Source organism: Actinosynnema sp. CS-041913, from assembly GCF_050942485.1.
Taxonomy (GTDB): Bacteria; Actinomycetota; Actinomycetes; order Mycobacteriales; family Pseudonocardiaceae; genus Actinosynnema.
The window spans coordinates 3,088,656-3,114,039 of record NZ_CP192037.1 but is presented as its reverse complement, the minus strand read 5'-3'; the positions used below and the strand labels follow the sequence as shown (position 1 = coordinate 3,114,039).

Sequence of the window (25,384 nt, the reverse complement as noted above, 5' to 3'; positions counted from 1 at the left end):
CTTGTGACCACCATCGGCGCCACCGTCCTCGGCTATCCCCGGATCGGTCCGCGCAGGGAGCTGAAGCGCGCCGTCGAGCAGTACTGGTCGGGTCGCGTCGACGCGCCCGCGTTGCACGCGATCGGCGCGGAACTGCGCGCCGCGACCTGGTTGGACCTGCGGGACGCCGGGCTGGACACCGTGCCCGGCAACACGTTCTCGTACTATGACCACGTCCTGGACACGGCCGTGTTGTTCGACGCAGTGCCGCAGCGGTTCCGCGCGCTCGGCCTGTCCGAAGTGGACACTTATTTCGCCATGGCGCGAGGCCACGACGACGCTCCGCCGCTGGAGCTGACCAAGTGGTTCGACACCAACTACCACTACCTGGTGCCCGAGCTGGGTCCGGACACGGTATTCCGGCTCGTCGGCGACAAGCCGCTCGCCGAGTACCGCGAGGCACGGGCACTGGGCGTGACCACGCGGCCGGTGCTGCTCGGACCGGTGACGTTCCTCCTGCTGGCCAAGGGCGACCGTCGGCTCGACCTGCTGGACCGACTGCTGGACTGCTACGCCGAACTGCTGTGGACGCTGGCCGCCGAGGGCGTCGAGTGGGTGCAGTTGGACGAGCCCGCGTTCGTCGCGGACCGGTCGCCGGGCGACCTGGACGCGTTGCGCCGCGCCTACGCACGCCTGGGAGTCCTCGCCGACCGGCCGAAGCTGCTGGTCACCGGCTGCTACGGCGATCTGGGGCCGGCCTTGGACGTGCTCGCGTCGTCCCCGGTGGAGGCCATCGCGCTGGACCTGGTCGCGGGTCCGGTGCCGGCGCTGCACTCGTTGCGGGACAAGACCGTCGTGGCCGGTGTGGTGGACGGGCGCAACGTCTGGCGGACCGACGTCCCGTCGGCCGTGGCGAAGGCGGCGACCCTGTTGGGCACGGCCGGCGAGGTGGCCGTGTCGACGTCGTCCACGCTGCTGCACGTGCCGTACGACCTGGACGCGGAGACCGCCCTCGAACCGGCGGTGCGGGACCGGTTGGCGTTCGCCCGGCAGAAGGTGCGCGAGGTCGTGCGGATCGCGGAGGCGCTGCGCGGCTCGGCCGACGCGGGCCGCGCGCCTGCCGCCACACCGCGCCGGGACGACCACGTGCGGGCGCGGATCGCGTCGCTGCGGCCGGAACACGGGGTGCGCGCGCCCTACGCCGAACGGGCCGCCGCGCAGCAGGCGCGACTGGGTCTGCCGCCGCTGGCCACGACGACCATCGGCTCGTTCCCGCAGACGTCCGCGATCCGCACGGCGCGGGCCGACCTGCGGGCGGGGCGGCTGGACCAGGCCGGGTACGTGGCGCGGATGCGGGCGGAGATCGGGCGGGTCATCGCGTTGCAGGAGGACATCGGCCTGGACGTGCTGGTGCACGGCGAGCCCGAGCGCAACGACATGGTGCAGTACTTCGCCGAGCACCTGGAAGGGTTCGCCACCACCGAGCACGGCTGGGTGCAGTCCTACGGCTCGCGCTGCGTGCGCCCGCCGATCCTGCACGGCGACGTGTCGCGGCCCGCGCCGATCACCGTGCCGTGGAGCGTCTACGCGCAGTCCCTCACCGACCGCCCGGTCAAGGGGATGCTCACCGGGCCGGTGACCATCCTGGCGTGGTCGTTCGTGCGCGACGACCAGCCGTTGGCGGAGACCGCGGCCCAGGTGGCGCTGGCGCTGCGCGACGAGATCCGCGACCTGGAGGCCGCCGGCGTCCGGATCGTGCAGGTGGACGAGCCCGCGCTGCGCGAGCTGCTGCCGCTGCGGAGGTCCGGGCACGCCGCCTACCTGGAGTGGTCGGTCGGGGCGTTCCGGCTGGCCACGGCGGGCGCGTCGCCGGCCACCCAGATCCACACGCACCTGTGCTACTCGGAGTTCGGCGAGGTGATCGACGCGATCGACGGGCTGGACGCGGACGTGACCACGATCGAGGCCGCGCGGTCGAAGATGGAGATCCTGGACGACCTGCGGTCGGCGGGCTTCGGCCGGGGCGTGGGTCCGGGCGTGTACGACATCCACTCGCCGCGCGTGCCGGACACCGACGAGGTGGTGGCGCTGCTGACCGCGGCCGTGCGGGCGGTGCCGGGGTCGCGGCTGTGGGTGAACCCGGACTGCGGCCTCAAGACCCGCGGGTATGCGGAGGTCGAGCCGGCCTTGCGCAACCTGGTGGCCGCGACCGGACGGGTCCGGGCCTCGTTGTAGCGAGCCGAGTGCCGGCGCCTCGCCGGGCCTCGACTTCCCGTGCGCCCCTCCGCGGCGGAGGGGCGCACGGGAAGCGTCACCACTGGATGGACTCCAAGGCGTCCAACGGCTGCCGCTCGTCCAGCGACTCCGGCACCGTCAGCGTGTCGGCGGCTTGCAGCGACTTCGGGAACGTGAAGCCGCACCGCGCCTCCACGTCCGCCACCTTCACCTGGAACACCCGGAACTCGTCGAGTTCCAAGGCCTCCAGTTGGTTCAGGTTCTGGGTCAGCACGAACGCCCGCGCCTTGAGCACGCCCTGCTCCACGAACGCGATGACCTTCCAGTACTCGCGCGGCAGCCGAACCCCGCGGAACACCCGGTCGTCGGCCTGGAACACCGGGCCGCCGTAGACGCTCACCCGCAGGTTGTCCACGTCCACGTCGGACAGCACGGCGTCCTCCAGCCTGCCCCACAGGCCGTTGCGCATGCTCTGGTTGAAGTCATCCAGTTGAGGCGTGATGTTGGTGAAGAAGAACGAGTCCACATTGGCCTGTTCCGCCTCGTTCTTGCTGCCCCACAACAGGTCCGCGCGCCGCGCCACGTGGCCCCGGTCGAGCCGGTTGCCCTTGTACAGCTCGTCGCCGACCTGGAACTCGGCCGGGATGCGCGAGTCCAGCACGAACGGGATACCGCTGCGGTTCACCGTCTTCAGCGTCTTGCCGTCGATGTTCCACGCCACCCAGAACGCGAACCGCCGGGACTTGCACTGCGCGAGCGAGAAGTGCGTGTAGTCCACGACTTCCGACCCGCCGAGCACCACGGCGTCCGCCTTGGCCGCCGCGCCGAGCACCGGCACGCCGACCGGCACGCCGAGGAAGTCGGCGGCGAAGCCCTTCTTCTTGGCCACGGCCTCCGGCTTCGGCGGCTGGAGGGTGACGCCGAGCTTCTCGAACACCGACTGCGGCAGGCACGCGAGCGCGTGCTCGTCGGTGCTGCCGCCCGCCTCACCGCCGAAGTGCAGGCCCGCCATGGTCTTGCCGACCTTGCCGTTGGCGGACTTGAACATCCACACGGATCCCGAGTCGCCGCCCGTGCTGATCTCGCCGCCGGTCGCGGGGCGCGCCGGGTCGGGGCCGATCTCGAAGCAGCCGATCTCCCGGGCGCCCACCGAGCCGCCGTAGTCCAGCTTCACGATGGCGTCGACGCGCCGCACGATCCCGTGCGTCACACCGGTCGTCCGGCCGCTCTTGACGACCTTGTCGCCCAGTTCCGGCTCGCCGATCTTCTCCGCGGTCACGCCGAGTTCCAGGATCTCGCAGACGAACCGCCGGTCCTCGATGGTCGCGATCGCGCAGTCGCCCGCCGCGCCGAGGTGCGACCGGACGAGCGTGCCCACCCGGTTGCGGTCGACCCGGTTGTCGTCGTGCGGACCCGGTTGCACGATGACGTCGCCGAGCGCGCCATCCGGGCCGTGCAGGACGTGCCAGTTCGACAGGATGTACGGGGTGCCGTCGACGCGGTCGTAGACGATGCAGCCGACGGTGCCGGCGGGCACCGACGAGTGCCCGATGCTGGCGCCGGGCGCGACCGGGTCGAGGCGGACCTTGCGCTCACCGGAGGCGCGTTCCGGCACGATCTGGAAATTGGTCTTGTAGTCGCGCTCCAGCACGTCGGTCGGCACCGCGACGCCGTCCACGGTGATGGTCTCCGGCAGCAGCGCGGTGTTCAGCGCACCCAACGCCTCGGGCGCCGCCTTCTGCTTGACGGTGAACTGGATCGCGATCTCGTCGGTGGGCTTGCCGTTCTCGACCTTGTAGCCGATGCCGATCGACGAGACGTTGTCGTCACGCAGGTATTCGGCGCCCTTGGCGCGCACGAACCGTCGGAGCGCCGCCAGCAGCGAGTCGTTCTTCTTCTTGGCCATTACCAACATCCCCCTGTGTGCGCACGTCGGTGCCTTGCTGTCGACGGGCCGTGAAGCGTCGTTACCCGCACGACGGCGTGTTCACCCGTTCAGCCCAGCACCGACCACCGAACGCCGATGTGATCAAGCTTTCCCAAGCGGGGCAACGGAAACATCAACAACGGGCGGCCCGCCGCTGAACGGGCGGTGGCTAGAGCAGGCCGTGGTCGCGCGCGTACATCGCGGCCTGCGTCCGGTCGCGCAGGCCGAGCCGGCCGAGGATGCGGGAGATGTGGTTCTTCACCGTGCCCTCGCTGACGTACAGCCGGCGGGCGATTTCCCGGTTCGTGCCACCGGCCGCGACCAGCCGCAGCACCTCGACTTCGCGCTCCGTAAGCGAATGGTCACTGGGCGGCGCTTCCACGCCGCGCGCCAAGGCCGACGCGAGCCGTGCCGCCGCGGCCGGGTCGAACTGCGTGATGCCCTCGTGCGCCAGCCGCACCGCCGCCGCCAGCTCGCGGGCCGGCCGGTCCTTGAGCAGGTAGCCGCTCGCGCCGCCGCGCAGCGCCTGCACCACGTACTCCTCGTCGTCGAACGTGGTCAGCATGACAACCCGGCACACCGGGGCCCGCGTCCGCAGCGCGGTCAGCGCGTCGATCCCGTTCATCACCGGCATCCGGACGTCCATCAGCACCACGTCCGGCGTCAGCTCGACCGCCCGGTCCACCGCCTCCCGCCCGTCACCGGCCGTGCCGACGACGGCGATGCCGGGCTGGATGTCCAGCAGGGACGCGATGCTCTCCCGGATGAGCTGCTGGTCGTCCACCACCAGCACCCGCACGTCGGTCACGACGCCGCCGACCGGGGAACCGTGACCACCAACCGGGTGCCCGCGTCGGGCTCGCTGTGGACCTCGACCGCTCCCCCGACCAGCGCGACCCGCTCCCGCATGCCCCGCAGGCCGAAACCCTCCGGTCCGGCGAACCCGCGGCCGTCGTCCGCCACCACCAGCCGGGCGTTCGATTGTCCACAGTGGACTTCGACGGACACGGCCGACGCCCGCGCGTGCCGCAGCGCGTTGGTGATGCCCTCCTGCGCCGCCCGGTAGACCGCCAGCAGCACCGCCGGGTCGTAGCCGCTCTCGTCGCCGGCGCAGTCCAGCGTCACCTTCAGCCCGCGGGTCAACTCGCTCAACGCCGACGCCAGCCGGAACGGCTCGCGCAACGTCCGCACCGACCGCCGAACGTCGTCCAGCGCCCGCCGCGCCGACTCGCGCGCGTCGTCCAGCGCCCGGTCGGCGACCGCCGGGTCGCGGTCGCGGAACGCGGACGCCTTCTCCAGCAACACGGACACCGCCGTCAGGTGGTGGCCCAGCCCGTCGTGGATGTCCCGCGCCACCCGGTTGCGCTCGGCGGCGGCGGACAGCTCGGCCAACCGCGCCCGCCCGCGCTGCTCCTCCACCGCCACCGCCGCCATCGCGACGGTGAGCACCAGGCCCACGGCGAACATCAGCAGGTCCGACACCTGCTCGACCTGGCGCGTCCAGCCCGGGACCGTGGCCTGGAAGGTGACCACGACCAGGGCGGCGCACCCGAGGCCGAGCGCGATCGCGACAACCCGGCCGAACACGAAGTACGCGCCGAACGGCAGCAGCAGGAACAGCACCCGCGACATGCCGGAGCCGTCGGCGGCGGCCACCACGACCACCAGCGCCGCCCGGACCACCAGCAGCGCCACGGCGGGCGTGAACGGCGTGCGGTCGCGATACCGCCGCCGCTCGACCACGTCCACCAGGACCAACGCGACCAACCCGGCCACGAACTCGGGCCGCACCGCGCCGAGCCCGGCCAGGGCCGCGTAACAGCCCGCCACCAGCACGACCGCGTAGAGCAGCGGGGACAACCACGGCACCGGACGCACTCGCGCAGGCTACTGCCGACCGGGACGCCGAGCCGAGATGCCGAACGACACGTGCCGACCGGCACGCCGGCCGAGGCCGGTCGGCACTCACGGTTGGCCGGAGCCCGCTCCTAGCGTCCCGGCCATGACCTTCCTGCTGCGTTTCGGCGCCGTCTTCGGCGTCCTGTCCGGAGTCCTCATCGTCGTGACCGGAGCCGCCGAGGCGTTCCTCGGCGAGACCCTGGCCACCAGCCTGGTGATCGGCCTGTCACCGACCCTCGCCCTCCCCCTGGTCACCGCCCTCCACCTCGCCCAGCTACACCGGGCCGACCGGTTCGCCTCGATCGCCTACGCGGCCAACCTGATCGGGCTGGGCCTGTTCGGCGCGGCGGCCTACGCGCTCAACATCGTGCTGTTCCCGCTCGACGTCGCACCCGCCGCGCCGACCAGGGTCATGCTGCTGGCCTCCGCGCTGGTGTTCGCCGTCGGCACGGTGCTGTTCGCCGCCGCCATGCTGCGCGCCAAGGTGCACCCGCGCGTGCCGGTGTGGATCTATGCCATCGCCCTGCCCCTGCTCGCCATCGCCGCCCGCCTGCCCGACACGCCCCTGACCAGCGGCATCCACGTGCTGGTCGGCGGCTCGCTGATCTGGCTGGCGCTGGCGGTCCGATCCGCCGGTCAGTCCGCCGGCTATCCCTCGAACGCGGCCACGTCGTCCAGCGCCACGCCCGAAGTGAAGGCCTCCTCGGTCGCGCCGTCGTCGGCGTCGTAGTCCACGACGATCCGCCACCGGCCGTCGGACCTGCGGCAGAACACGTGGAACCGGCCGTGGAACACCTTCGGCGTGCCGGCGCGCATCGCGGCGATCCGGTAGACCCCGCGTTCACTGGCCGCGTCGCCCGCGGCGAGGCGTTCCAGGAACCGGAACCCGATGTCCAGGGAGTCGCCGTTCGCGGAGACCCGGGCGAACCAGTCCCGGATCTCGGCGGCGTACTCCGCATAGCCCTGGACCTTCTTCGTCGGCCCCCCGGCGCGGATCAGGTCGGGGCTGTGCACCGCCATGAACCCGGCCGCGTCGAGCTTGCCGTAGGCGCTGCGGAACGGCTCCCACACATCACGGTTCAGCTCGCGGAGCAAGGTGCCCGCGGCCACTATCGCGTCATCTCCATGGGCTCGGAGGCTAGTCAGGAAGGCGCGGCGGGGTAAGCGAAATACTTCGCTCGCGGCCACCGACCCGACCCCCGGGTGTACACGTCGCGGATGGCCGCCGATCACCTTCGGCGTGTACGCATCCAGGAAGGCGTCGAGCCGCCGACGCGGGGCCCGACGTCCGGACAGGCCTACGTCACCGCGAGGGACAACGGTCGCGCGTTGTCCCGAAAAGGAGGCACTCCGTCCCATGTCACCACTGACACGGCGAACCCTGATCGCCGGCGGCATCGCCAGTGCCGGCGTCACGGTCCTCGCCCCCACCACCGCAAACGCCGTCGCCTACCCGTTCACGCTCGGCGTGGCCTCCGGTGAGCCCGCGCCGGACGGCTTCGTCATCTGGACGCGGCTCGCGCCCAGCCCCCTCGACGCCGACGGCCTGGGCGGCATGTCCGCGGCCAACGTCGCGGTGGAGTGGCAGGTCGCCGACGACCGGCGGTTCACGCAGGTCGTCAAGTCCGGCAGCTTCACCGCCGCCCAGAGCTGGGCGCACAGCGTGCACGTCGAGGTCACCGGGCTGCAAGCCGGGCGGGAGTACTTCTACCGGTTCCGCGCGCTCGGGTACCTCTCGCAGGTCGGCCGCGCGGTGACCGCGCCCACCCCCGGCACGTCCCCGGCGCTGACCATGCTGTTCACCTCGTGCTCGCACTACGAGGCCGGGTACTTCACCGCGTACCGGCGGATGGCCGAGGAGAACCCGCACCTCATCCTGCACCTGGGCGACTACATCTACGAGGGCGCGGCGTCCACCACGAACGTGCGGAAACACGCGCCGGCCGTGGAGATCTCGGGCCTGGCCGACTACCGGGTCCGGCACGCGCAGTACAAGACGGACCCGGACCTCCAGGCCGCGCACGCCGCCGCTCCCTGGCTGGTCGTATGGGACGACCATGAGGTAGAGAACAACTACGCCGACCTGGTCCGCAACGACGGCTCCCCCGCCGGCGACTTCCGGGCCCGCCGCGCGGCGGCGTACAAGGCGTACTACGAGCACATGCCGCTGCGGTCCGCGCAGGTCCCCGTGGCGGAGGACATGCAGCTTTACCGGCGGGTCCGGTGGGGCAGCCTGGCCACGTTCCACCTGCTCGACACCCGTCAGTACCGCGACGACCAGGCGTGCGGCGACGGCACGAAGGTGTGCCCGGAGGCCGACGACCCGGCCCGCACGCTCACCGGCTCCGCCCAGGAGAACTGGCTGCTGGACGGTATGCGGCAGAAGCTGGGCACCTGGGACTTCCTCGGTCAGCAGGTGTTCTTCGCGCAGAAGCTGGCGTCGGCGGACGGCGCGAAGTCGATGGACTCCTGGGACGGCTACAGCGCGAACCGCGACCGCCTCCAGCGCGGCTGGGACGCGGCGGGGCTGCGGAACACCGTAGTGCTGACAGGGGACGTGCACCGGTCGTGGGCGAGCAACCTGATGCTCGACTACAACACCCAGGACCGCATCGTCGGCACGGAACTGGTGACCACGTCGGTGACCTCCGGCGGTGACGGCAACGCGGCCGACAACGGCCTGTCCAGGCTCAACCCGCACGTGAAGTTCTACAAGAACCTGCGCGGGTACGTCCGCACCGTCACCACGTCGAGCCGGATGGCGGTCGACTTCCGCTGCGTGGACCGGGTGACCACGCGCGACTACCCGGTCAAGACCGTGCGGAGCTACGTCGTCCAGGCAGGCAACCCCGGATTGCAGGCGCCATGAAGAGGGTCATCGCGCTGACCGCGGCGCTCATGCTGGTGTGGACCGGCGTGGCGTCCGCCGCCACCTGGACGACGGCGAACTCCACCGCCACCGGCGACCAGGACAACGCCGCCGTTTCGGCGGTGCGCACCGGTTACACGGCCGTGGTGTGGGAAGACGACCGCGACTCGGCGACCCCGGCCGACCCCGTGCACAGCGACGTGTGGATCCGCCTGTTCGAGGACGGCGTGTCGCGGTACGAGAAGAAGCTGTCGGCGGGCGGCACCGGCAACTGGCGGCACGTGCAGCCGGACGTGTCGCTGCACGACGACGGCAGCGCGGTCGTCGTGTGGTCGGAAGACCCTGACGGCAACGGTTTCTACAACATCGCCGTGCGGGTCGTGCGGACCGACGGCACGATCGCGGGCTCGGCCACCGCCAACGCCTCGGCGGACGGCCGGCAGAGCTTCCCGGCGGTCGCCGCGGACCCGGACACCGCCGGTTTCGCGGTGGCCTGGGAGGACAAGCAGTCCACCACCAACGCGACCGTCCGCGTGTCGGGCTTCGCCTCGGTGACGTCGAAGACGTACGAGGCGCAGGTGCACGCAACCGGCGGCACCCACCAGCGCCCGGACGTGGCGATGGGCGCGGCGGGCAACGCCGTGGTGGTGTGGGACGAGGACGGCGACGGGAACGGGTCGTTCAACATCGGCCGCAAGATCCTCACCCCGTCCGGTGGGGTCAAGCTGGCGCAGGGCGTGGTGAACGCCGCCGGCGGCGGACAGCAGCGACGCCCGTCGGTGGCGGCGAACTTCACCGGTGACTTCGCGGTGGCATGGGAAACCGACCACACCGGGACGTCGCAGACCGCCGTCCGCTCGTTCACCACCGCCGGAGTTCCCGAGTCCACTGTGGACACCTTGGTGCCGGGCGTCGATCCGCAGGTGGGCATCGACGACCAGCGCGGCGTCGTGGTCTCCTCGGTGGTCGCGTCCGACGTGTACACGCAGGGCCTCAACGCGGACGGCTCGGTCGAGGGCAGGCTGGTCCGGCAGGCCACCGACCAGACCGTCACCGGGCGGCAGGACGAGCCCGCGCTCGGCGTCGACGCGTGGGGCCTGATCACCATCGCCTACACGGACGACAACGACGGCAACGGGTTCGACCAGGTCTATCTCGGCACCGGGTGGCAAAACAGCTCCTGGTGACGGTGGGGCGCGGCGCGTTCGGGTCGGACGCGCCGCGCCACACGCCGACCGTCTTGCCCGACGGCCCACCGACCCCGTCCGGACCGCCCGCGACCCGCCGGGAGCTGCCGGTAGGCGCGCCGGAACTCCTCGATCACCTGGAAGACCCGGAGCGGGTCCGCGACTCCCGATAGCCGATTGCGGGTTTGTGCAACGCACTCCTGGACCTTGCCCGGCGACGTGGCCGGGAGGTTGAGTGTCGGGTGTCGAGCAACGGGGGGAGCCACGGCATGTCGGCGAAGTACGCGGAACTGCCCAGCGGCGCAGCGATTCCGGTGCTGGTGCGCTGGGGGCTGACGCCCGACGCCGACCTGGTCTACCGGACGCTGGCCACCTTCGGCGCCCACCCGCTCCCCGCGCTCGCGACCGACCTGGGGATGCCGCCGCGCCGCGTGCGGGCCGCGCTGGAGGAGCTGACGGCCGTCCGGGCGGTCACCGCGCCACGCCGGGCCGACGAGGCGTGGACGCCCGCTCCGCCCGCCGACGTGCTGGCCGAGGTGCGCCGGCGCCGGCCCAGCGTGGTGGACTTGGGCGAGTACGCCCGAAGACACCAGGCGGTGGTCGGCGCGGCGCTGGCGACCGGTCGGCGGTCGGGCACGCTGCGGGCCAACCACCTCGCGGACCGCGCCACGACCCGACAGCGGATCGCCGAACTCATCGCCGTCGAACGCCATGAGCACCTTTCGCTCAACCCGGAGCGCTCCTTCACTCCCGACACGGCCCGTGCCGCGCTGCCGCTGGACCGCCGGCTGCTGGCCCGCGGCGTGGCGGTGCGCACGTGCGGCGTGCCGCCGTCGGACGGCGACATCGGCTGCGCGGCGGCCCGGGAACTCGCGACCCTGGGCTGGGACTACCGGGAACGCGCGGAAGTGCCGCTGAAGCTGATGGTGTTCGACCGGCGGGTGGCGCTGCTGCCCGCCGATCCGCTGGATCTCGACGCGGGGGCCTTCGAGATCGACGAGCCCGCCGTGGTGGGCGCGTTCATCGCCCTCTTCGAAACGCTGTGGTCCACAGCCAAAGACCCGCGGAGGCGCGGCGTGTCGCCGATCGTGCTGACACCCAGGGAACAGGCCGTGCTCGGCCTGCTCGCCGAGGGACACACCGACTCGTCGGCCGCGCAGCAGCTCGGCATCAGCCAGCGCACCATCGCCTACACCATGCGCGCGCTGATGGACCGGGTCGGTGTGGAGAACAGGTTCCAGCTCGGTTTGGCGCTGGGTGCGACCAAGGCCGTGACGCCGCTGCCCGAGGTGTCGGGCGACTCGTGAGCCGTCCGGCCGGTTGACCGGTGTCGGACGAGCTGTCGAGGGGTCGGCTCGTCCGGTTGCCACCGCTGCGTCCGTGCCGCCACGCGGTTGATCGTTGGCGCGACCAACAAGATTGTGTATCGTTGGCCTTACCAACATTGGTGAGACCAACGGAGTGACGATGATCGAGCCTTTCACACTGGACGTACCGCAGGCCGACCTGGACGACCTGCTCGACCGCCTGGCCCGCACCCGCTGGCCGGACGAACTGCCGCACGCGGCGAATGACTACGGCCTTCCCCTGGACCGCACCCGGGAACTGGTGGAGCGGTGGCGGGACTTCGACTGGCGGGCGCAGGAGGCGGCGCTCAACGCGTGGCCCCAGTTCGTCACCGGGGTCGACGGCCAGCGGGTGCACTTCCTGCACGTCCGATCACCCCGCGAGGATGCGTTGCCGCTGGTCCTCACGCACGGCTGGCCGTCGTCCGTGCTGGACTTCCTCGACGTGATCGAGCCGCTGTCCCGCGACTTCCACCTGGTGATCCCGTCCATCCCGGGCTTCGGTCCGTCCGGCCCCACCCGCGAACGCGGCTGGGACGTGCACCGCGTGGCACGGGCGTGGGCCGAGCTGATGGACCGGCTCGGGTACCAGCGGTACGGGGCGCAGGGCGGCGACTGGGGGTCCGGCATCTCCAGCGCGCTCGGCGCCGTCGCACCGGACAAGGTGGTGGGGGTGCACTTGAACTACCTGCCCACTCCGCCGCCGGCGAGCACCTCGGGACTGTCCGATGTGGACCTGGAGCGGGTGCGGAAGATCGAGCGGTTCCTGGCGCAGCGGCCCGGTTACCAGGTGATGCACATGACCCGGCCGCAGACCGTGGCGTACGGGCTCGCGGATTCGCCGGTCGGGTTGTTGGCCTGGGTGGGCGACAAGTTCACGGAGTGGCTGGACCCGGCGTCGGAGGTCGACGACGACAAGCTCCTGGCCACCGTTTCGCTGTACTGGCTCACCGGCACGGCCGGGTCTGCGCTGCGCATCACCCGCGAGACCGCCGGTGGTCCCACGCCTTGTCCGGTGCCGGTGGGCGTCGCGGTGTTCGCTCGCGACATCATCCTGCCGGTACGCGGGGTGGTGGAGGGACTGTACGACGTGCGACGGTGGACGGAATTCGACCGGGGTGGTCACTTTCCCGCGCTGGAGACGCCTGACCTCCTGGTGGACGACGTTCGAGCCTTCTTCGCCGGGCTTGGGTGAGCGGAAGGTCTACCCGAAGCGGCCGTGCACGTAGTCGGAGGTGCGGGGGTCCACCGGGTTGTCGAACAGCGCGTCGGTGTCGCCTTGTTCCACGATGTGGCCGGGTTCCCCGTTCTCCGCCAGGAAGAACGCGCAACGCTGCGACACCCGTGCCGCCTGCTGCATGTTGTGGGTGACGATCACGATCGTCACCAGGGTGCGCAACTCCGCGATGGTCTCCTCGATCCGCCGCGTCGACGTCGGGTCCAAGGCCGAGCAGGGTTCGTCCATCAGCAGCACGTCCGGGCGCACCGCCAGGGACCGGGCGATGCAGAGCCGTTGCTGCTGACCGCCCGACAGGGCGCCACCCGGTTGCCGCAGCCGGTCGCGGACCTCGTTCCACAGGCCGGCTCGGGTCAGGCACTCCTCCACCAGGGCTTCGCGTTCGGTGCGCGACGCCGAGGTGCCGGTGAGCTTCAGGCCGGCGGTCACGTTGTCCGCGATGGACATCGCCGGGAACGGGTTGGGCTTCTGGAAGACCATGCCGATGCGGCGGCGGGTTTCGGTGATGGGGCGGCCCGGTTCGTAGATGTCCGTGCCGTCCAACCGGACCTCGCCGGCCAGCGCGGCGGACGGCACCAGTTCGTGCATCCGGTTGAGGATGCGCAGGAACGTCGACTTGCCACAGCCCGACGGGCCGATCAGGGCGGTCACCGTGCCCGCGTCCATGGTGAGGGAGACCCGGTCGAGGACTTTGCGCGGTCCGAACCACGCCGTCACGTCCACCGCGTCCAAGGTCGCCCCGGTCACCACCGGCACGAGGTCCACTTCGGTCTGCTGCACGGGCGCGAGGGTAGGGCGCGCACCGGGCGCCCCGGTGAACGCGGCGTTCACCGGACATGGCCGACCACCCGGTTCGCCGCGCGTTCACCATCCGGGTGAGGGGCGAGAGCGCAACCTTCCCCGGTGCGTGGTAGTTCGCGCCGCTAACCGTGGGGCAACGTTCTCCTCGCCCCAATCGGGGGGCGAGAAATCGTTGAGGGACAAGGAGATTCCCGATGCGCTCCACCCTGAAGAAGGCGGCCGTGCTGGTGGCCGGCGCGGCGGCGTTCGCCATGCTCGCCGGCACCGCGCAGGCCGATCCCACCGTCACCCCCGCGACCGGCGACATCGTCGGTGTCGGCTCGGACACCACCCAGGACGTCGTGCAGACCCTGGGCGACCTGTACAACGCCAAGACCCCGACGCCCGCGAGCAAGGTCTACTCGTGGCACGCGACCGGCGGCGGCACCATCACGCCGAAGGCCGGCGCGCCCACGATCACCCGCCCCAACGGCTCCTCGGCGGGCATCTCCGCGCTGATCGCCGACGGCGCGGCGCACAACATCGACTTCGCCCGCTCGTCGCGCACCCCGAAGACGGACGGCTCGGAGGCCAACTACGCCTTCATCGAGTTCGCCCGCGACACCGTGACCTACGCGACGGCCACGACCTCGAACGTCCCCACCACGCTCACCACGGACGCGCTGAACAAGATCTACAAGTCGGCGGCCGGCAGCGCGGACTGCACCTACACCGCCTACCTGCCGCAGGCCGGTTCCGGCACGCGCGCGTTCTTCCTCGCCAGCATCGGCGTGACCACGCCGGGCACCTGCGCCAAGGACACCTTCGCCGGCGCGCCGGTGCAGGAGCACAGCGCCGCCCCGCTGGTCGGTGACCCGAACGCGATCGCGCCGTTCTCGGTCGGCCGCGCCGTGGGCATCACCACCATCAAGGTCAACACGGTGGACGACTCGGTCCGCCCGGTCGGCCTGCCCGCCAACGTCACCGCCCGGGTGAACCCGGCCGACGGCCAGGCCGTCACCACCGGCGGCGTCGTGGCGTACGACCGCCCGCTGTTCAACGTGATCCGCAAGGCCGACAAGACCGTGTCGAAGTTCTCGGCCTTCTTCGGCAGCCTCGGCTACATCTGCACCAACGCCAACTCCAAGAACGCCGTGAAGGCGGCGGGCTTCCGGCTCTCCACCAACTGCGGCGTCGACCGCAACTGACGCCCGACCCGATGAGCCCGGTGGCCCCCACGGGGTCGCCGGGCTCGCCCGCACCCGGACGGATGCATCCCCCGAGAAAGGAAACTCCATGCGTGCCATCGCAGTCCTCGGCGTCGCCACGGCGCTCGCCGTCGCCCTCCCCACCGCCGCCCAGGCCGGGACGTCCCCGATCACCGTCCCCGGCTACGAGTTCAGCCTGATCGGCGAGCACAACCTGGCCGGCACCACCAGATACGCGGGCACCACCGTCGGCGGGATCACCGGCGTCGACTACGACGAGTCGAGCGGCGGCTTCCGGCTGCTGTCCGGCGACCGCGCCGACGCCCGCTTCTACACCGGCACGTTCTCCCTGTCCGGCGCGTGCCCGAAGCCCGCGCTGACCGGCGTGGGCAAGCTGCGCAAGGCCGACGGCACGCGGTTCGCGGGCGTCGACCCGCAGGCCCTGCGCTACGACGCCGCGACCGGCCACGTGCTGTGGGCGGACGCGGGCGACCGGACGCGGAAGGTCGACCCGTCGGTGCGCGAGGCGGCGGGCAACGGCGCGTTCGTGGGCCAGTTCGCCACGCCGGACGTACAGAAGGTGGCGGTGGACGGCGTCGGCGCGCAGAGCGGCAAGTCGCTGTCCGGCCTCACCCTCACCTCGGACGGCCAGGTGCTGACGGCCCTGCGCGGACCCTTGGCGCAGGACGGCGACGCCACCCGGCTGACCCTGCACGACCGCGCGAGCGGCGACCCGCTGGTCCAGTTCGCCTACCTGCCGGACGCCGTGGCGGGCAACGGGGTCAGCGAGATCCTGGCCGTCGCCGACAGCCGGTTCCTGGTGCTGGAGCAGGCCGGCGTGAACTCGGCGAAGCTGTACGAGATCGACTTCGCCCTGGGCGCGACCAACGTCGCCGACCTGCCGTCGCTGGCCGGCCAGACCTACCAGCCGGTGGCCAAGCGCCTCGTGCTCGACCTGACGCGGCTCGGGCTGTCCACTGTGGACGACCTGGAGGCCGTGACCTGGGGCCCGACCCTTTCCGACGGCGCGCGCACGCTGGTGTTCGTGTCGGACAACAAGCTCAAGTACTACAAGCGCACCCAGCTCATCGCCGTGAAGGTGCGGCTGAGCTGACGGTGTTCCGCCAAGGGGCCTCCCGAGCGATCGGGAGGCCCTTCGGCCGTTCGAGAGAAGGTTCCGGCCATCGGCACCGCCGCCCTACAACAGGTTCGGCATCAGCACCACGGCGGCGTGCTCGAACACCTGCCACGACGAGGCCAGCAGCACGGGCACGCCGACCAGCCACGTCTCCCACCGCCCCCACCGCAGCACCGCCCACACCGCCGCCACGACCGCCGCCAGCAGCACCTGGAGCCACAGCACCAGCGGCACCAGGCCGCTGGGGTCGTGGCGCATCGCCTTCTCCTCCGGCAGCAGCGAAGTGGGCCGCGCGCCGACCGGGACCGCGGTGTCCAGCAAGGACGCGTCCACGTAGACCGACCGGTCGGCGCTGAACGGCAGCCCGAGGACGTCCTCGCCCTCCGCGGTCACCAGCACCAGCCGGCCGCGACCCGGCTCCAGCGGCGGAGGGCCCGGGTCGCCGTCGCGGCGCACCCGGTCCACCCGGTAGGTGAAGCGGCCCTGCCCGGTGGTCGCGGTGATCTGGTCGCCCTCGCGCAGCGCGGAGATGTCCCCGAACGGCCCGCCGAACGTCACCGAACGTCCCATCAGCACCGACGCACCGGCCTGACCGGGCAGCGGGGTCGTCCGCTGGTGCCCCGGCCCTTCCAGCAGCCGCGCCCCGGAGGTGCCCTCGACCACCACCTGGGTCATCTTCAGGCCCGGGATCTCCAGGACCGCCACCGGGCTGCCGGGCTCGATCGTGCCGCTGTAAGGCATCTCGATCGCCGCCAACTGCTGCCGTGCCTGCGAGTACAGCAGGTCCTGCGACCGCTCGTACCGGACCGGGCCGATCACCAGCAGGAAGGCCGCGAAATCCAGCAGCAGCAACGAGAGCAGCAACAGGACCCGGCGCAGCAGCACGATCTCCAGCGGCGACCTCACGCGCCACCCCGCCGGAACAACCTGCTCAGCCACTGCCGCGCCGGGTGGCCGGGGGTGCCCGCCGCCGACACCACGGGCGCCAGGATGCCCGCCAGCAGACCGAGGCCGAGCAGCGACGGCAGCAGCCACCGCCCGAACGACGACGCGTCCGACCGCGTCGCCACGCTGGTCACCGGCCGGGCCGTGCTCGGCGCGACGGACGCGGGCGGGGTGGCCGGCGGGGTGTTCGCCACGCCCGGCGGCACGGCCGGGTTGTTACCGAGCACGGGCAGGGCGGGCGGCGGCAGCAGACCGCCGGCCGGGTCCTGGAGGACCGACTGCGGCGGTGGCGGCACTTCGCCCTTCTGGTCGCGCACGGCGCGGGCCGCGTTGCGGGTCTGCTCGCGCAGCGGGTCGCTGAGCGCGAGGTAGCCGACGGGCAGGTTGCCGACGGCCGTGCCGTACTGCTGGCCCTCGCCGGCCGCGTACTCCAGCAACGTCGCGTAGTTGTCCGCCTCCGACCGGGGCAACCCGCTCGTCGGCACGCCCGCGTACACCACCGTCGTGCCGGGGTAGGCGCGGGCGTCCAGTTTGGACTGGTCGATGGCCAGGATGCCGGTCTTGGGGTCGATGGACGTCGCCCGCAGCCCGTGGGCCATGGACTCCCTGGTGGGAGCGACGAAGTCACCGGTCGGCGTCTGCAACGCCGCCGAACGCAGCCCGAACACCGCCGTGTCGGACAGGTCGGTGATGGCGAGCAGCGCCCGGCTGCCGGTCTTCTGCCGTTCCGGCCGCTTGTAGACGAACTTGCCGTTCTCCTGGCTCTCGTTGGTGGTCGCGGTCGGCCGGGCCTGCACCAGCGCGACGGCCGCGCTCACCACCGACGACACCTGGTTCGCCACCAGGTTGAACCACAACTGGTCCTTGTAGGCCGGCGCGGAGCCCGGCACCTTCCAGTCGTCCCGCAGCTCGAACTGCGCGTACGGCAACGTCTGCGCGCGGTACTTGGGGTTGACGGTCATCCCCCACTCGTCCGGCGCGCCGCCCAGCCACGCCACCGCCGCCGGGTCGGCCGCGATGTACGCGGTCAGCGCCCAGGTGAGGTCCAGGTCGCCCTGCACGAAGATCGGGTAGGTGGCCGCCTCGATACCGCCCGCCCGCAGAGCCAGGCCGGGGTTGGCGCGCAGCAGCTCGGGATCGCTGCCCCACCACTCCGGATTCTTGGAGATGGCCGGGTGCGTCTCGATGCCCGGCGCGGCGGCGGTGTAGGACTGGGTGAGCATCTTCAGCAGCAGGCGCGGCGTCAGGTTGAGCGACGTCAGCTCGACACCGGCCGCCGAGTCGACCAGGAAGCCCACCGTGAAGCCGGTCGTGGCGACCGGCGCGTACACCACGGGCGCGGGCGCGTCGGTGTCCGGGGACCGCGCGGTGAGCACCGCGTTGACGCCGTCGGCGCGCCGCTCGGTCAGGTTGGTGAGGAACTGGCGGCGTGCCTCGCCTTCGCCCAGGCTGGTGTAGCCGAGCTTGAACAGGCCGCCGTCCAGGCAGAATTTGGGCCGCCAGCTCGCCATGAGCTGCGACAGGTACGGCGAGCCGGTCACCCCCGTCTCGGGCCGGCCGTCCGAGACGCAGACCTCCGGGGTCTTGCGGAACGACAGCGGGAAGGCGAACCGCCGCTCCCAGTTGGTCGGCGTCTTCCAGCTCGCGGCGGACCGGAACGACGACACGTCCGCGTGGGGCCGGCACGCCTCGACCCACTCCGGCAGCAGGAGCTCCTCGTCCGGCAGGCAGTGCGGGTCGCCGATGGGCACCACGACCAGCGAGCAGGCGTCGGTGTCCGAACAGCCCAGGCTCGGTAGCTGCGCGCCGGGCAGCAGCTCGATGTCCACCGAGCCGCTGCCGTCCGCGCGGGTCTCGCCGACCAGCGTCGGCGGGATGATGAAGTTGAACGTGTCCTGCGACAGGTCCGGTGGCGGGCCCGCCTTCACCGAACCGTCGGGCCACGCCAAGGGCACCTTGGTCACGTCGTCCACCGGCACGGGCTCCCACGAGTACCGCTTTCCGTCGCGCGCGGTGAACGACATCACGGTGTCGAGGTTCGCGCCGGGGTCGCCGTAGTCGCCGAACACGACGGGATCCCACGGCGTCGCGTCGTTGAACGACGCGCGGTCCATGGCGCGCCCGGCCGACCAGCAGCGCTGCTGGGTCACCTGGTCCGCCTCGCCCCAGCACTGCATGATGGCCACCGGGTAGCTCGCGTCGCCGCCGGACCCGCGCGTCGGACGCAGCCCGGACCAGGACACATTGACCCGCTGCCGCACCAGGTCCGCAGTCTGCGACACGGTCACTTTGCCGCGGGCGGAGCCGCCCGGGTTGTAGTGCTCGTCGAAGTCCTGGGTGAGCGTCACGGGCTGCGCGTCCGCTCCGGGCGCGACCACGACCGCCCCGCTGAAGGGTGCGGACAGCCACACCAGGGTCAGCACGAGTCCCAAAAGGACAGTCCTGCGCATCACAGCTCACTCCCCTGACGGGCCCGCCTGCGCCGCACGGCACGGGCCACGAATGTCGGCACCACCAGCACCAGCACCAGTTCCACCGCGGCGAGCACGGCCAACGCGGTGTCCATGCCCTCGGACCGGACGGCCGCCAGCTCGGTCGCGCTGCCCGGCGTCGTGCCGTTGTCGGCCAGGCCTTCGCCCAACGGCTGCCCGGTCACCGGGTCGACCCCCGCGATGACGTCCGGGATGCCGTCGCCGTCGTTGTCCACCGAGCCCGGCTGACCGTTCTGGCCGTCGCGGCTCTGGTCGCCGTTCTGCCCCTGCCGCCCGGACTGGTCCGACCCGCCGCCGACGCCGCACGGACCCTGGCCGACCTTGTCGCAGTCCTCGGGCATCGGCGCGTTCTTGGCCAGCAGGTTGCTGTCCGGGTCGTTCGGGTCGAACGTGGGGTTGTGGCACTGGTTCGGGGTCAGCGTGGCCTGTTCCGCGCCGGGCACCTTGGTCACCTGCTCGAATCCCGCGCGCACCAGGTTGAGCGGCAGCGGCGAGTAGCCGAGCTTGCCCATGTGCTGCTGGCCCTGGCACAGGAAGTCGCGGGCGAACTTGGCCAGCGACCGGCCGGAGTCCGTGGTGATCTTGCCGTCCTCGGAGATCGGCAGGATCATGTAGGAGTACGACGACAGCGGATACGTGCGCGCGTCACCGCTGTTGTAGACGTCGTCCAGGATCTGCGTCAGGTACGTCTCCTTGGCGGGGTCCTGCTCGATCCGCGCGTACTGGAGGGCCACGGCGACGTTCGTGTCGGTCGGCTCGGTGAAGTAGTCCGCCGCGTTCTTGACCTTGGCGACCGGGTAGTTCAGCGCCCGCGCGTAGGAGTACTCGACGTAGCCGATGGTGCCCTCGCCGTACTGGGCGGAGATGTAGCCCGCCATCTGCGAGGAGCCGACCTGCCCCACCGCGTTGCCGAACGTCGGGTAGTACGAGGTGAGCCCGCACGCCTTGGCCGGGTCCACATGCTCCGCGAAGAAGGGGCAGTACTGGCCGGGGTGCTGCTTGGACATCCACAGCGTGAACTGCGCCGTGGTGCCCGAGCCATCCGAGCGCACCACCGGCACGATCCGCTTGGCGGGCAGCCGCCGGCCGTTGTTGTCGGCGGTGATCTGGTCGTCGGACCAGTCCGTGATGGCGCCGGTGAAGATCTTCGTCACGGTCTCGCCGCGCAGCCGGAGGTCCCGCACCAACTGGCCGTTGATGGTGATCTTGTACATGAACGCCGTGCCGCCGGCCACGATGGGCATGTACGCGAACGGCCTGCCGTTGGAGTTGTCGGCGTTGCCCGTCGTCGGGTCGATGCCCTGGAACGGGATCTCGGACACCGCGAAGTCGTTCATCTTCTGCGCGAAGTCCAGCCGCCCCGCGCTCGACCCGGAGCCGGAGTAGCTGACCGGCAGGCCGATCGTGCTGGCGTCGGCGATCCACTGCTTGATCGCGTTCTCGCTCCACGACGAGCCCGAGCCGCGGATCGGGTAGTAGGTCTGCGCCGCGGCGGCCGAGGCGGTCCGGGCCGCCTCGGCCGGTGTGGCAGATCCGATCCGGCCCGCCTCGGCCGGCGTGACCCAGACCAGGAGCAGCAGGACCACCAGGGCCAAGCGCTTCACCGACGTCCCCCCTTGGTCGACCGCTGCGCGACCAGGCGCGCGATCACGAACAGCAGAAGTACGAACGCCAGCAGGATCGACGCCGCGCCGAAGGCCCGGACCTGGTCGACCTTCTCCGACGAACGGGCCAGCGTGTAGGTCACCAGCGGCAGCGACACCATCGGCCCGGACGTCGGGTCGGCGTTCAGGTAGGTGGTGTAGCCGGCCGTGAGCAGCACCGGCGAGGTCTCGCCGACGCCCCGCGCGATGCCCAGGATCAGTGCCGTCGCCAGGGACGGCCGCGCGGTGGGCAGCACGACCCGCCACACCGTGCGCCACTGCGACGCGCCCAGCGCGAGGCTGGCTTCCCGCAACCCGTTGGGCACCACCCGGAGCACCACCTCGGCGGCGCGGGCGATGATCGGCAGCATCATCACGCCGATCGCGAGCGCGGCGGCCAGCCCGCTGCGCTGGAACCCGGCGAACACCAGCACCGTCACGTAGATGAACAGACCGGCCACGATGGACGGCAACGCGGTCATCGCCTCCACCACGGTGCGCACCGGCCGGGCGAACCGGCCGCCGACCTCGTTGAGGAACACCGCGCAGGCCACGCCCAGCGGCAGCGTGATGGCGGTGGCGATGGTGATCTGCACCAGCGACCCGAGCAGGGCGTGCAGCACGCCGCCTTCCTCCAACGGGTCCAGCGGGCCCGCCGAACTCAGGTCGGAGACCCAGAAGTTGGCGTGCCCCAGCGCTTCCGCACCGCGCACGAAGGTGAACCCGACCACCAGCACCAGGCCGAGGCCCAGCAGCACCGCCAGCGCGTGCACCACGGCGGAACCCACCCGGTCCGCGATCACCGTGCGCGGGTGGCGCAGCGCGGTCACGCCGGCGTAGAGCAGCAGGAACGCCAGGTACCAGGAGACGACGAACCCGAGTTTCCCGGACGTGGGAAGCAGGTTCTCGTACAGCACCCACACCAGCGCGACCGCGCCGACCGCCGAGCCGACCGCGGCCAGCACGTCGTCCAGGGTGCGTCCGCCGATTCTGCGGGGCGTCTGCTCCCGGGCCTCGTCCCGCCGCTCGGCCTCCACGGCGGGTTCGGCGAGCATCGTCATCGACAAGTCCTCAGATCTCCGTCGAGGCGCCGCTGCGGCTGCGGGCCACGACCATCGAAGCGAGCACGTTGATCAGCAACGTGAACAGGAACAGCACCAGGCCCGCCGCCAGCAGCGCGGACAACTGGAACGGACTGGATTCCCCGAACCGCAACGCGATCAGCTCGGAAATGGTGTTGCCGCCCTTCTCCAGGACGCGGAACTTCACGTCGAACGCGGGCGAGATGATCAGGGCGACGGCGATCGTCTCGCCCAGCGCGCGGCCCAGGCCCAGCATCGTGCCGCCGATGACACCGCCGCGCCCGAACGGCAGCACCACCGACCGGATCACGCCCCACCGCGTCGATCCCAGCGCCAGCGCGGCTTCCCGCTCGCCGGCCGGCGCGGAGGAGAACACCTCGCGCATCACCGACGCGGTGATCGGGATGACCATCATCGAGACCACGACACCGCAGATGAACACCGACGACGTGTAGGCGGACTGCTCCCACACCGCCGCCGTCACGTCCGTGCGCACCTCGAAGAACGGCAGGAAGCGGAGGTAGGTCGACAGCCACCGGGAGAGGTAGATGATCTCCTCCTGGAGGAAGAAGAACCCCCACAGGCCGTACACGACGCTGGGCACGGCGGCCATCAGGTCCAGCAGCGCGACCAGCGTGCGCTTGAGCTTCAGCGGCGCGTACTCGGAGATGTAGAGCGCGGTGCCCATCGCGACCGGCACGGCGATCACGATCGCCACCACCGCGACCTGAAGGGTGCCCAGCGCGATGGACAGGATGCCGAGCCGGTTGGACTCGGGCCGCCACAGGTTCTCCGTGAAGAAGCTCCAGCCGAGCACGCGGAGCGTCGGGATCGCCTGGTAGGCGAGGAAGACGCCGATGCCGCCCATGATCAGCAGGACCAGCACGCCGCTGAACCGCACGGCGCCGCGGAACACCTTGTCGCCGATCGGCGTCGCGGGCGTGATGGCCCGAGGCCGGTCGGTTTCGGCCGTCATGGGCGCCTTCTCCTTCGATCGCGGCAGAGTGGTCGGATTGCGAATTCGCGAGGCACGGCAAGGGAAAACCCACGCGATGACAGCGGTCCACCCGATAGGTGAACACTCAACCAACAGGTCGCTGCGGCCACACGTCTGCACGTCCCCGGCTGGACCGGCCCCTCTTCCCCGGCTGGAACACCGCCAGCACGGGGTCCAGTTCGGCCGGCGCCACCCGGCTCCGGAACCGCCCGGCGGCCAGCTCGGCGTCCACCCGGCGCGCGAAACCCTGCGCGGAGCGGGCGAGGTCGGCCAGCCGCCACCACCACGACCCGTTGTCGGCGTGCTCGATGACGAATGCGGCGGTGGTCGCGCTCACCCGCACCAGGGCTATCTCGGCCAACGCGTCGAGATGGGCGTCATGACTGCGCACCCCGACGCCCAACACCCGGTTGTTGCCTCCCAGCAACCGCCACCGGACACCGCTTCCCGCGGTGCGGTAGCACTGAAAACGTGCCACGAACGCCCTCCAGTCGGACCCGGTCGCGACGGACGACCGGTCCCCGTCCGGGACGCGCCAGCCCCTCAAGCAGCCGCCCCCTGACCCCGGACCCTCACGGCGTCAGAGCACGGGCGGAGGGCCGGGAGGTGAGCGCCACATGGTCGGTTGGTTAAGGGCAGGCACAGCGCGAATCCCGATCGGCGAAGAATCCACCAACCGGCTCAACGACCGGTGTGTTCGGCGCCAATGCATTCCACCGGCTGCCAACAGGACCGCAAAAATCGCGACCCCTCGGGAAAGCCGTGGCCTGCCGGCGGTGGGTACCCGCCGGCGAAGAACTCCACCCGCTCGGGGACGCCGTGCCCTACCGGCAGTGAGTGCCCGCCGGCGAACTCTGCGCGTCCACCCGCACCGTCACCGGGCGATCGCCCTCACGGGGCGGGCACAACTGCACCGCCACCGGATCACCCGTCCGGTTGCCGCTGTTGTCGAACTCGATCTGACCACCCGCGCCGAGACGCCCACTACCCGCCGCGAACCCGCTGATCGCGCTGTTGAGCACACTGCGGGTCACCTCGCTGTTGGCGCTCAACGTCCGCATCGCCTCCGACACCGTGTACAGGGCGTCGTAGGCGTTGATCGCCCACCCGCCGTCGAGGTGCCTCGGGTCGAAACCCCCCGCCTTGAACCGGTCCTCCAGCGCCGCGAACTCGGTGTTGCCGCCGCGCAGCGAGTCCGCGTCCGCCAAGGGCGTGTAAACCAGCCGCAGCGTGCCGTTGCGGAACACCGTGGACCCCAGCGCCTGCTTCCGCGCGCCCTCCAGCTCGGGGTCGTCCTCCGGCACGCGCATCCGCACCGCGTCGGACGTGCTGACGACGGTGATGGCGGACGCCTCGCACAAACCGTTGCGGTACTGCTCGTCGATGCTGCGCAGGAACCGGCCCAGATCCCGGCTGCGTGCGATGTAGAACGCCGTCACAACGCCCGGCCGCCCGCAGATCCGCTGCGCCGCCAGGCTCACCGTCGCCGGGTCGGTCGGGTCGAACTTCACCTCGGGGCGCTCGCCCAGTCTGCGCACGAACGGCAGGGCCGTGCAGGTGTACGGGTCGCGCTTGTCGTTCGGCGTCACGATGAAGTCGGGCGCGGCCTTGAGGAAGTCGCCGAGCAGCTTGATCTGCTTGGCGTTGCGGTGCGAGACGCGGTAGAAGTAGCCCTCGCCGACGCCGTTGTCGTAGCTCGCGCTCTCGTCGCACGTCGAGTAGTCGGGCCGGTCGCCGGCCGAGCCGTCGGCGTCGAAGCCCTCGGCGGTGATGAGGGCGCCGATCATCGGCATGGGCTTGCCGGGCGCCCCGAGCACGTCCGCGGCGTCGGCCGAGCGCTGGTCGCTCAGGCCCATGCCGACCACGGCCACCACCGACGGGTCGTCCCGGAGCAGTTCCGCGACCTCCGTGGCCGCCTGCTGGGTCGCGCCCATGTGCGCGATCTTGAGTCGCAGCGGGTGGATGCAGCCGACGCCGTTCGCCCGCGCCTGCGCGGCGGCGTAGCCCTCGATCTCGTGCAGGACGCGCCCGCCGCCGTTCGGCGTGGTCAGCGTGGACAGCACGGCCACCGTCACGGGCTCCGCGCCGGGCTGGCAGCCCGCCTGGCCCGCGCCGGCGTTCTGCTCGGCGATCTTCGCCAGCACCGGGCCGAAGGCGTCCAGGCCGAACGCGTACGGCCCGGCGGACACGCCGACGCACTCGCCGCCCTGCGACCAGATGTCGCCGGACGGCAGGCCGTCCCGGCAGGACACCCGCGCCGACACCCAGTCCACCGCCAGGTAGCCGGGCACCACCGCCACCAGCACGGCCGAGGCGATCACGACGCGCAGCCATTTGTCCCACCAGCTCCGGAAGAACTTGGGCGGGCGGGGGTAGATCCCGAAGTAGTACCTGTTCGTCAGCTTTTCCGGCGGCATGGC

General features: G+C 71.5%; 21 protein-coding genes. 9 read left to right on the top strand and 12 right to left on the bottom strand.

The window, feature by feature from the left end:
* The first annotated feature begins 3 nt into the window (after window positions 1-3).
* Entirely contained in the window at window positions 4-2,214 is a 2,211-nt protein-coding gene (gene metE, locus ACQPZF_RS15020; protein WP_433272032.1) for a 5-methyltetrahydropteroyltriglutamate--homocysteine S-methyltransferase, read from the top strand.
* Between the two features lie 76 nt (window positions 2,215-2,290).
* Here metE and ACQPZF_RS15015 read toward each other — a convergent pair whose 3' ends face one another.
* The 3 genes from ACQPZF_RS15015 to ACQPZF_RS15005 form a co-directional block, all read right to left on the bottom strand.
* On the bottom strand, window positions 2,291-4,120 hold the full coding sequence (locus ACQPZF_RS15015; protein ID WP_433272031.1) for a DNA/RNA non-specific endonuclease: 1,830 nt from the start codon (window positions 4,118-4,120) through the stop codon (window positions 2,291-2,293).
* A 190-nt stretch (window positions 4,121-4,310) separates the two neighbouring features.
* The gene (locus tag ACQPZF_RS15010) at window positions 4,311-4,949 is read right to left on the bottom strand and encodes a response regulator (protein ID WP_433272029.1); all 639 of its coding nucleotides are present in this window, start codon (window positions 4,947-4,949) and stop codon (window positions 4,311-4,313) included.
* Window positions 4,946-6,019 (bottom strand): sensor histidine kinase, encoded by a 1,074-nt coding sequence (locus tag ACQPZF_RS15005; protein ID WP_433272028.1) that lies wholly within the window; start codon window positions 6,017-6,019, stop codon window positions 4,946-4,948. The genes ACQPZF_RS15010 and ACQPZF_RS15005 overlap by 4 nt, the downstream gene beginning before the upstream one ends.
* Window positions 6,020-6,143: 124 nt before the next feature.
* Between ACQPZF_RS15005 and ACQPZF_RS15000 the strand changes: the two genes are divergently transcribed.
* A complete protein-coding gene (locus ACQPZF_RS15000) occupies window positions 6,144-6,770 on the top strand; it encodes a hypothetical protein (RefSeq protein WP_433272027.1) in 627 nt (208 codons plus the stop codon).
* Here the strand turns inward: ACQPZF_RS15000 and ACQPZF_RS14995 are convergent.
* Window positions 6,689-7,150: a YybH family protein gene (locus ACQPZF_RS14995; RefSeq protein ID WP_433272026.1), complete on the bottom strand. Its 462-nt coding sequence runs from the start codon at window positions 7,148-7,150 to the stop codon at window positions 6,689-6,691. The two genes, ACQPZF_RS15000 and ACQPZF_RS14995, sit on opposite strands and share 82 nt — an antisense overlap.
* A 247-nt stretch (window positions 7,151-7,397) precedes the next feature.
* On the opposite strand from ACQPZF_RS14995, the gene ACQPZF_RS14990 reads away from it, so the two are divergent.
* From ACQPZF_RS14990 to ACQPZF_RS14970, 5 genes are all read left to right on the top strand, one after another.
* Entirely contained in the window at window positions 7,398-8,909 is a 1,512-nt protein-coding gene (locus tag ACQPZF_RS14990) for an alkaline phosphatase D family protein (RefSeq protein ID WP_433272025.1), read from the top strand.
* The gene (locus tag ACQPZF_RS14985; protein ID WP_433272024.1) at window positions 8,906-10,096 is read left to right on the top strand and encodes a hypothetical protein; all 1,191 of its coding nucleotides are present in this window, start codon (window positions 8,906-8,908) and stop codon (window positions 10,094-10,096) included. The genes ACQPZF_RS14990 and ACQPZF_RS14985 overlap by 4 nt, the downstream gene beginning before the upstream one ends.
* Window positions 10,075-10,269, top strand: a complete 195-nt coding sequence (locus ACQPZF_RS14980; RefSeq protein WP_433272023.1) for a hypothetical protein — start codon at window positions 10,075-10,077, stop codon at window positions 10,267-10,269. Before ACQPZF_RS14985 ends, ACQPZF_RS14980 begins: the two co-directional genes overlap by 22 nt.
* Window positions 10,270-10,365: 96 nt before the next feature.
* Window positions 10,366-11,403: a LuxR C-terminal-related transcriptional regulator gene (locus ACQPZF_RS14975; protein ID WP_433272022.1), complete on the top strand. Its 1,038-nt coding sequence runs from the start codon at window positions 10,366-10,368 to the stop codon at window positions 11,401-11,403.
* 160 nt (window positions 11,404-11,563) lie between these two features.
* Window positions 11,564-12,637, top strand: a complete 1,074-nt coding sequence (locus ACQPZF_RS14970) for an epoxide hydrolase family protein (RefSeq protein ID WP_433272021.1) — start codon at window positions 11,564-11,566, stop codon at window positions 12,635-12,637.
* A 9-nt stretch (window positions 12,638-12,646) separates the two neighbouring features.
* On the opposite strand, the gene ACQPZF_RS14965 is transcribed toward ACQPZF_RS14970, so the two are convergent.
* Window positions 12,647-13,444: a phosphate ABC transporter ATP-binding protein gene (locus ACQPZF_RS14965; protein WP_433274565.1), complete on the bottom strand. Its 798-nt coding sequence runs from the start codon at window positions 13,442-13,444 to the stop codon at window positions 12,647-12,649.
* 230 nt (window positions 13,445-13,674) lie between these two features.
* Between ACQPZF_RS14965 and ACQPZF_RS14960 the strand changes: the two genes are divergently transcribed.
* Together ACQPZF_RS14960 and ACQPZF_RS14955 are read left to right on the top strand one after the other, a co-directional pair.
* Complete coding sequence (locus tag ACQPZF_RS14960) at window positions 13,675-14,667, top strand: hypothetical protein (RefSeq protein WP_433272020.1); 993 nt, start codon at window positions 13,675-13,677, stop codon at window positions 14,665-14,667.
* An 88-nt stretch (window positions 14,668-14,755) separates the two neighbouring features.
* The gene (locus tag ACQPZF_RS14955) at window positions 14,756-15,781 is read left to right on the top strand and encodes an esterase-like activity of phytase family protein (protein WP_433272019.1); all 1,026 of its coding nucleotides are present in this window, start codon (window positions 14,756-14,758) and stop codon (window positions 15,779-15,781) included.
* 84 nt (window positions 15,782-15,865) lie between these two features.
* On the opposite strand, the gene ACQPZF_RS14950 is transcribed toward ACQPZF_RS14955, so the two are convergent.
* The 7 genes from ACQPZF_RS14950 to ACQPZF_RS14920 all read right to left on the bottom strand — a co-directional run bounded on the left by ACQPZF_RS14950 (window position 15,866) and on the right by ACQPZF_RS14920 (window position 25,381).
* On the bottom strand, window positions 15,866-16,711 hold the full coding sequence (locus ACQPZF_RS14950; protein WP_433272018.1) for a sortase domain-containing protein: 846 nt from the start codon (window positions 16,709-16,711) through the stop codon (window positions 15,866-15,868).
* Window positions 16,708-19,200, bottom strand: a complete 2,493-nt coding sequence (locus ACQPZF_RS14945; RefSeq protein WP_433272017.1) for a hypothetical protein — start codon at window positions 19,198-19,200, stop codon at window positions 16,708-16,710. The genes ACQPZF_RS14950 and ACQPZF_RS14945 overlap by 4 nt, the downstream gene beginning before the upstream one ends.
* Window positions 19,200-20,846 carry a substrate-binding domain-containing protein gene (locus tag ACQPZF_RS14940; RefSeq protein WP_433272016.1) on the bottom strand — a complete coding sequence of 549 codons (1,647 nt, stop codon included), beginning with the start codon at window positions 20,844-20,846 and terminating at the stop codon, window positions 19,200-19,202. Before ACQPZF_RS14940 ends, ACQPZF_RS14945 begins: the two co-directional genes overlap by 1 nt.
* Entirely contained in the window at window positions 20,843-21,946 is a 1,104-nt protein-coding gene (gene pstA, locus ACQPZF_RS14935; RefSeq protein WP_433272015.1) for a phosphate ABC transporter permease PstA, read from the bottom strand. Before pstA ends, ACQPZF_RS14940 begins: the two co-directional genes overlap by 4 nt.
* A 10-nt stretch (window positions 21,947-21,956) precedes the next feature.
* Window positions 21,957-22,943, bottom strand: a complete 987-nt coding sequence (gene pstC, locus ACQPZF_RS14930) for a phosphate ABC transporter permease subunit PstC (protein WP_433272014.1) — start codon at window positions 22,941-22,943, stop codon at window positions 21,957-21,959.
* 106 nt (window positions 22,944-23,049) lie between these two features.
* Window positions 23,050-23,442: a DUF1508 domain-containing protein gene (locus ACQPZF_RS14925; RefSeq protein WP_433272012.1), complete on the bottom strand. Its 393-nt coding sequence runs from the start codon at window positions 23,440-23,442 to the stop codon at window positions 23,050-23,052.
* A gap of 346 nt (window positions 23,443-23,788) precedes the next feature.
* Window positions 23,789-25,381, bottom strand: coding sequence for an ABC transporter substrate-binding protein (locus ACQPZF_RS14920; protein WP_433272011.1), 1,593 nt, complete (start codon window positions 25,379-25,381; stop codon window positions 23,789-23,791).
* Between the last annotated feature and the right edge of the window lie 3 nt (window positions 25,382-25,384).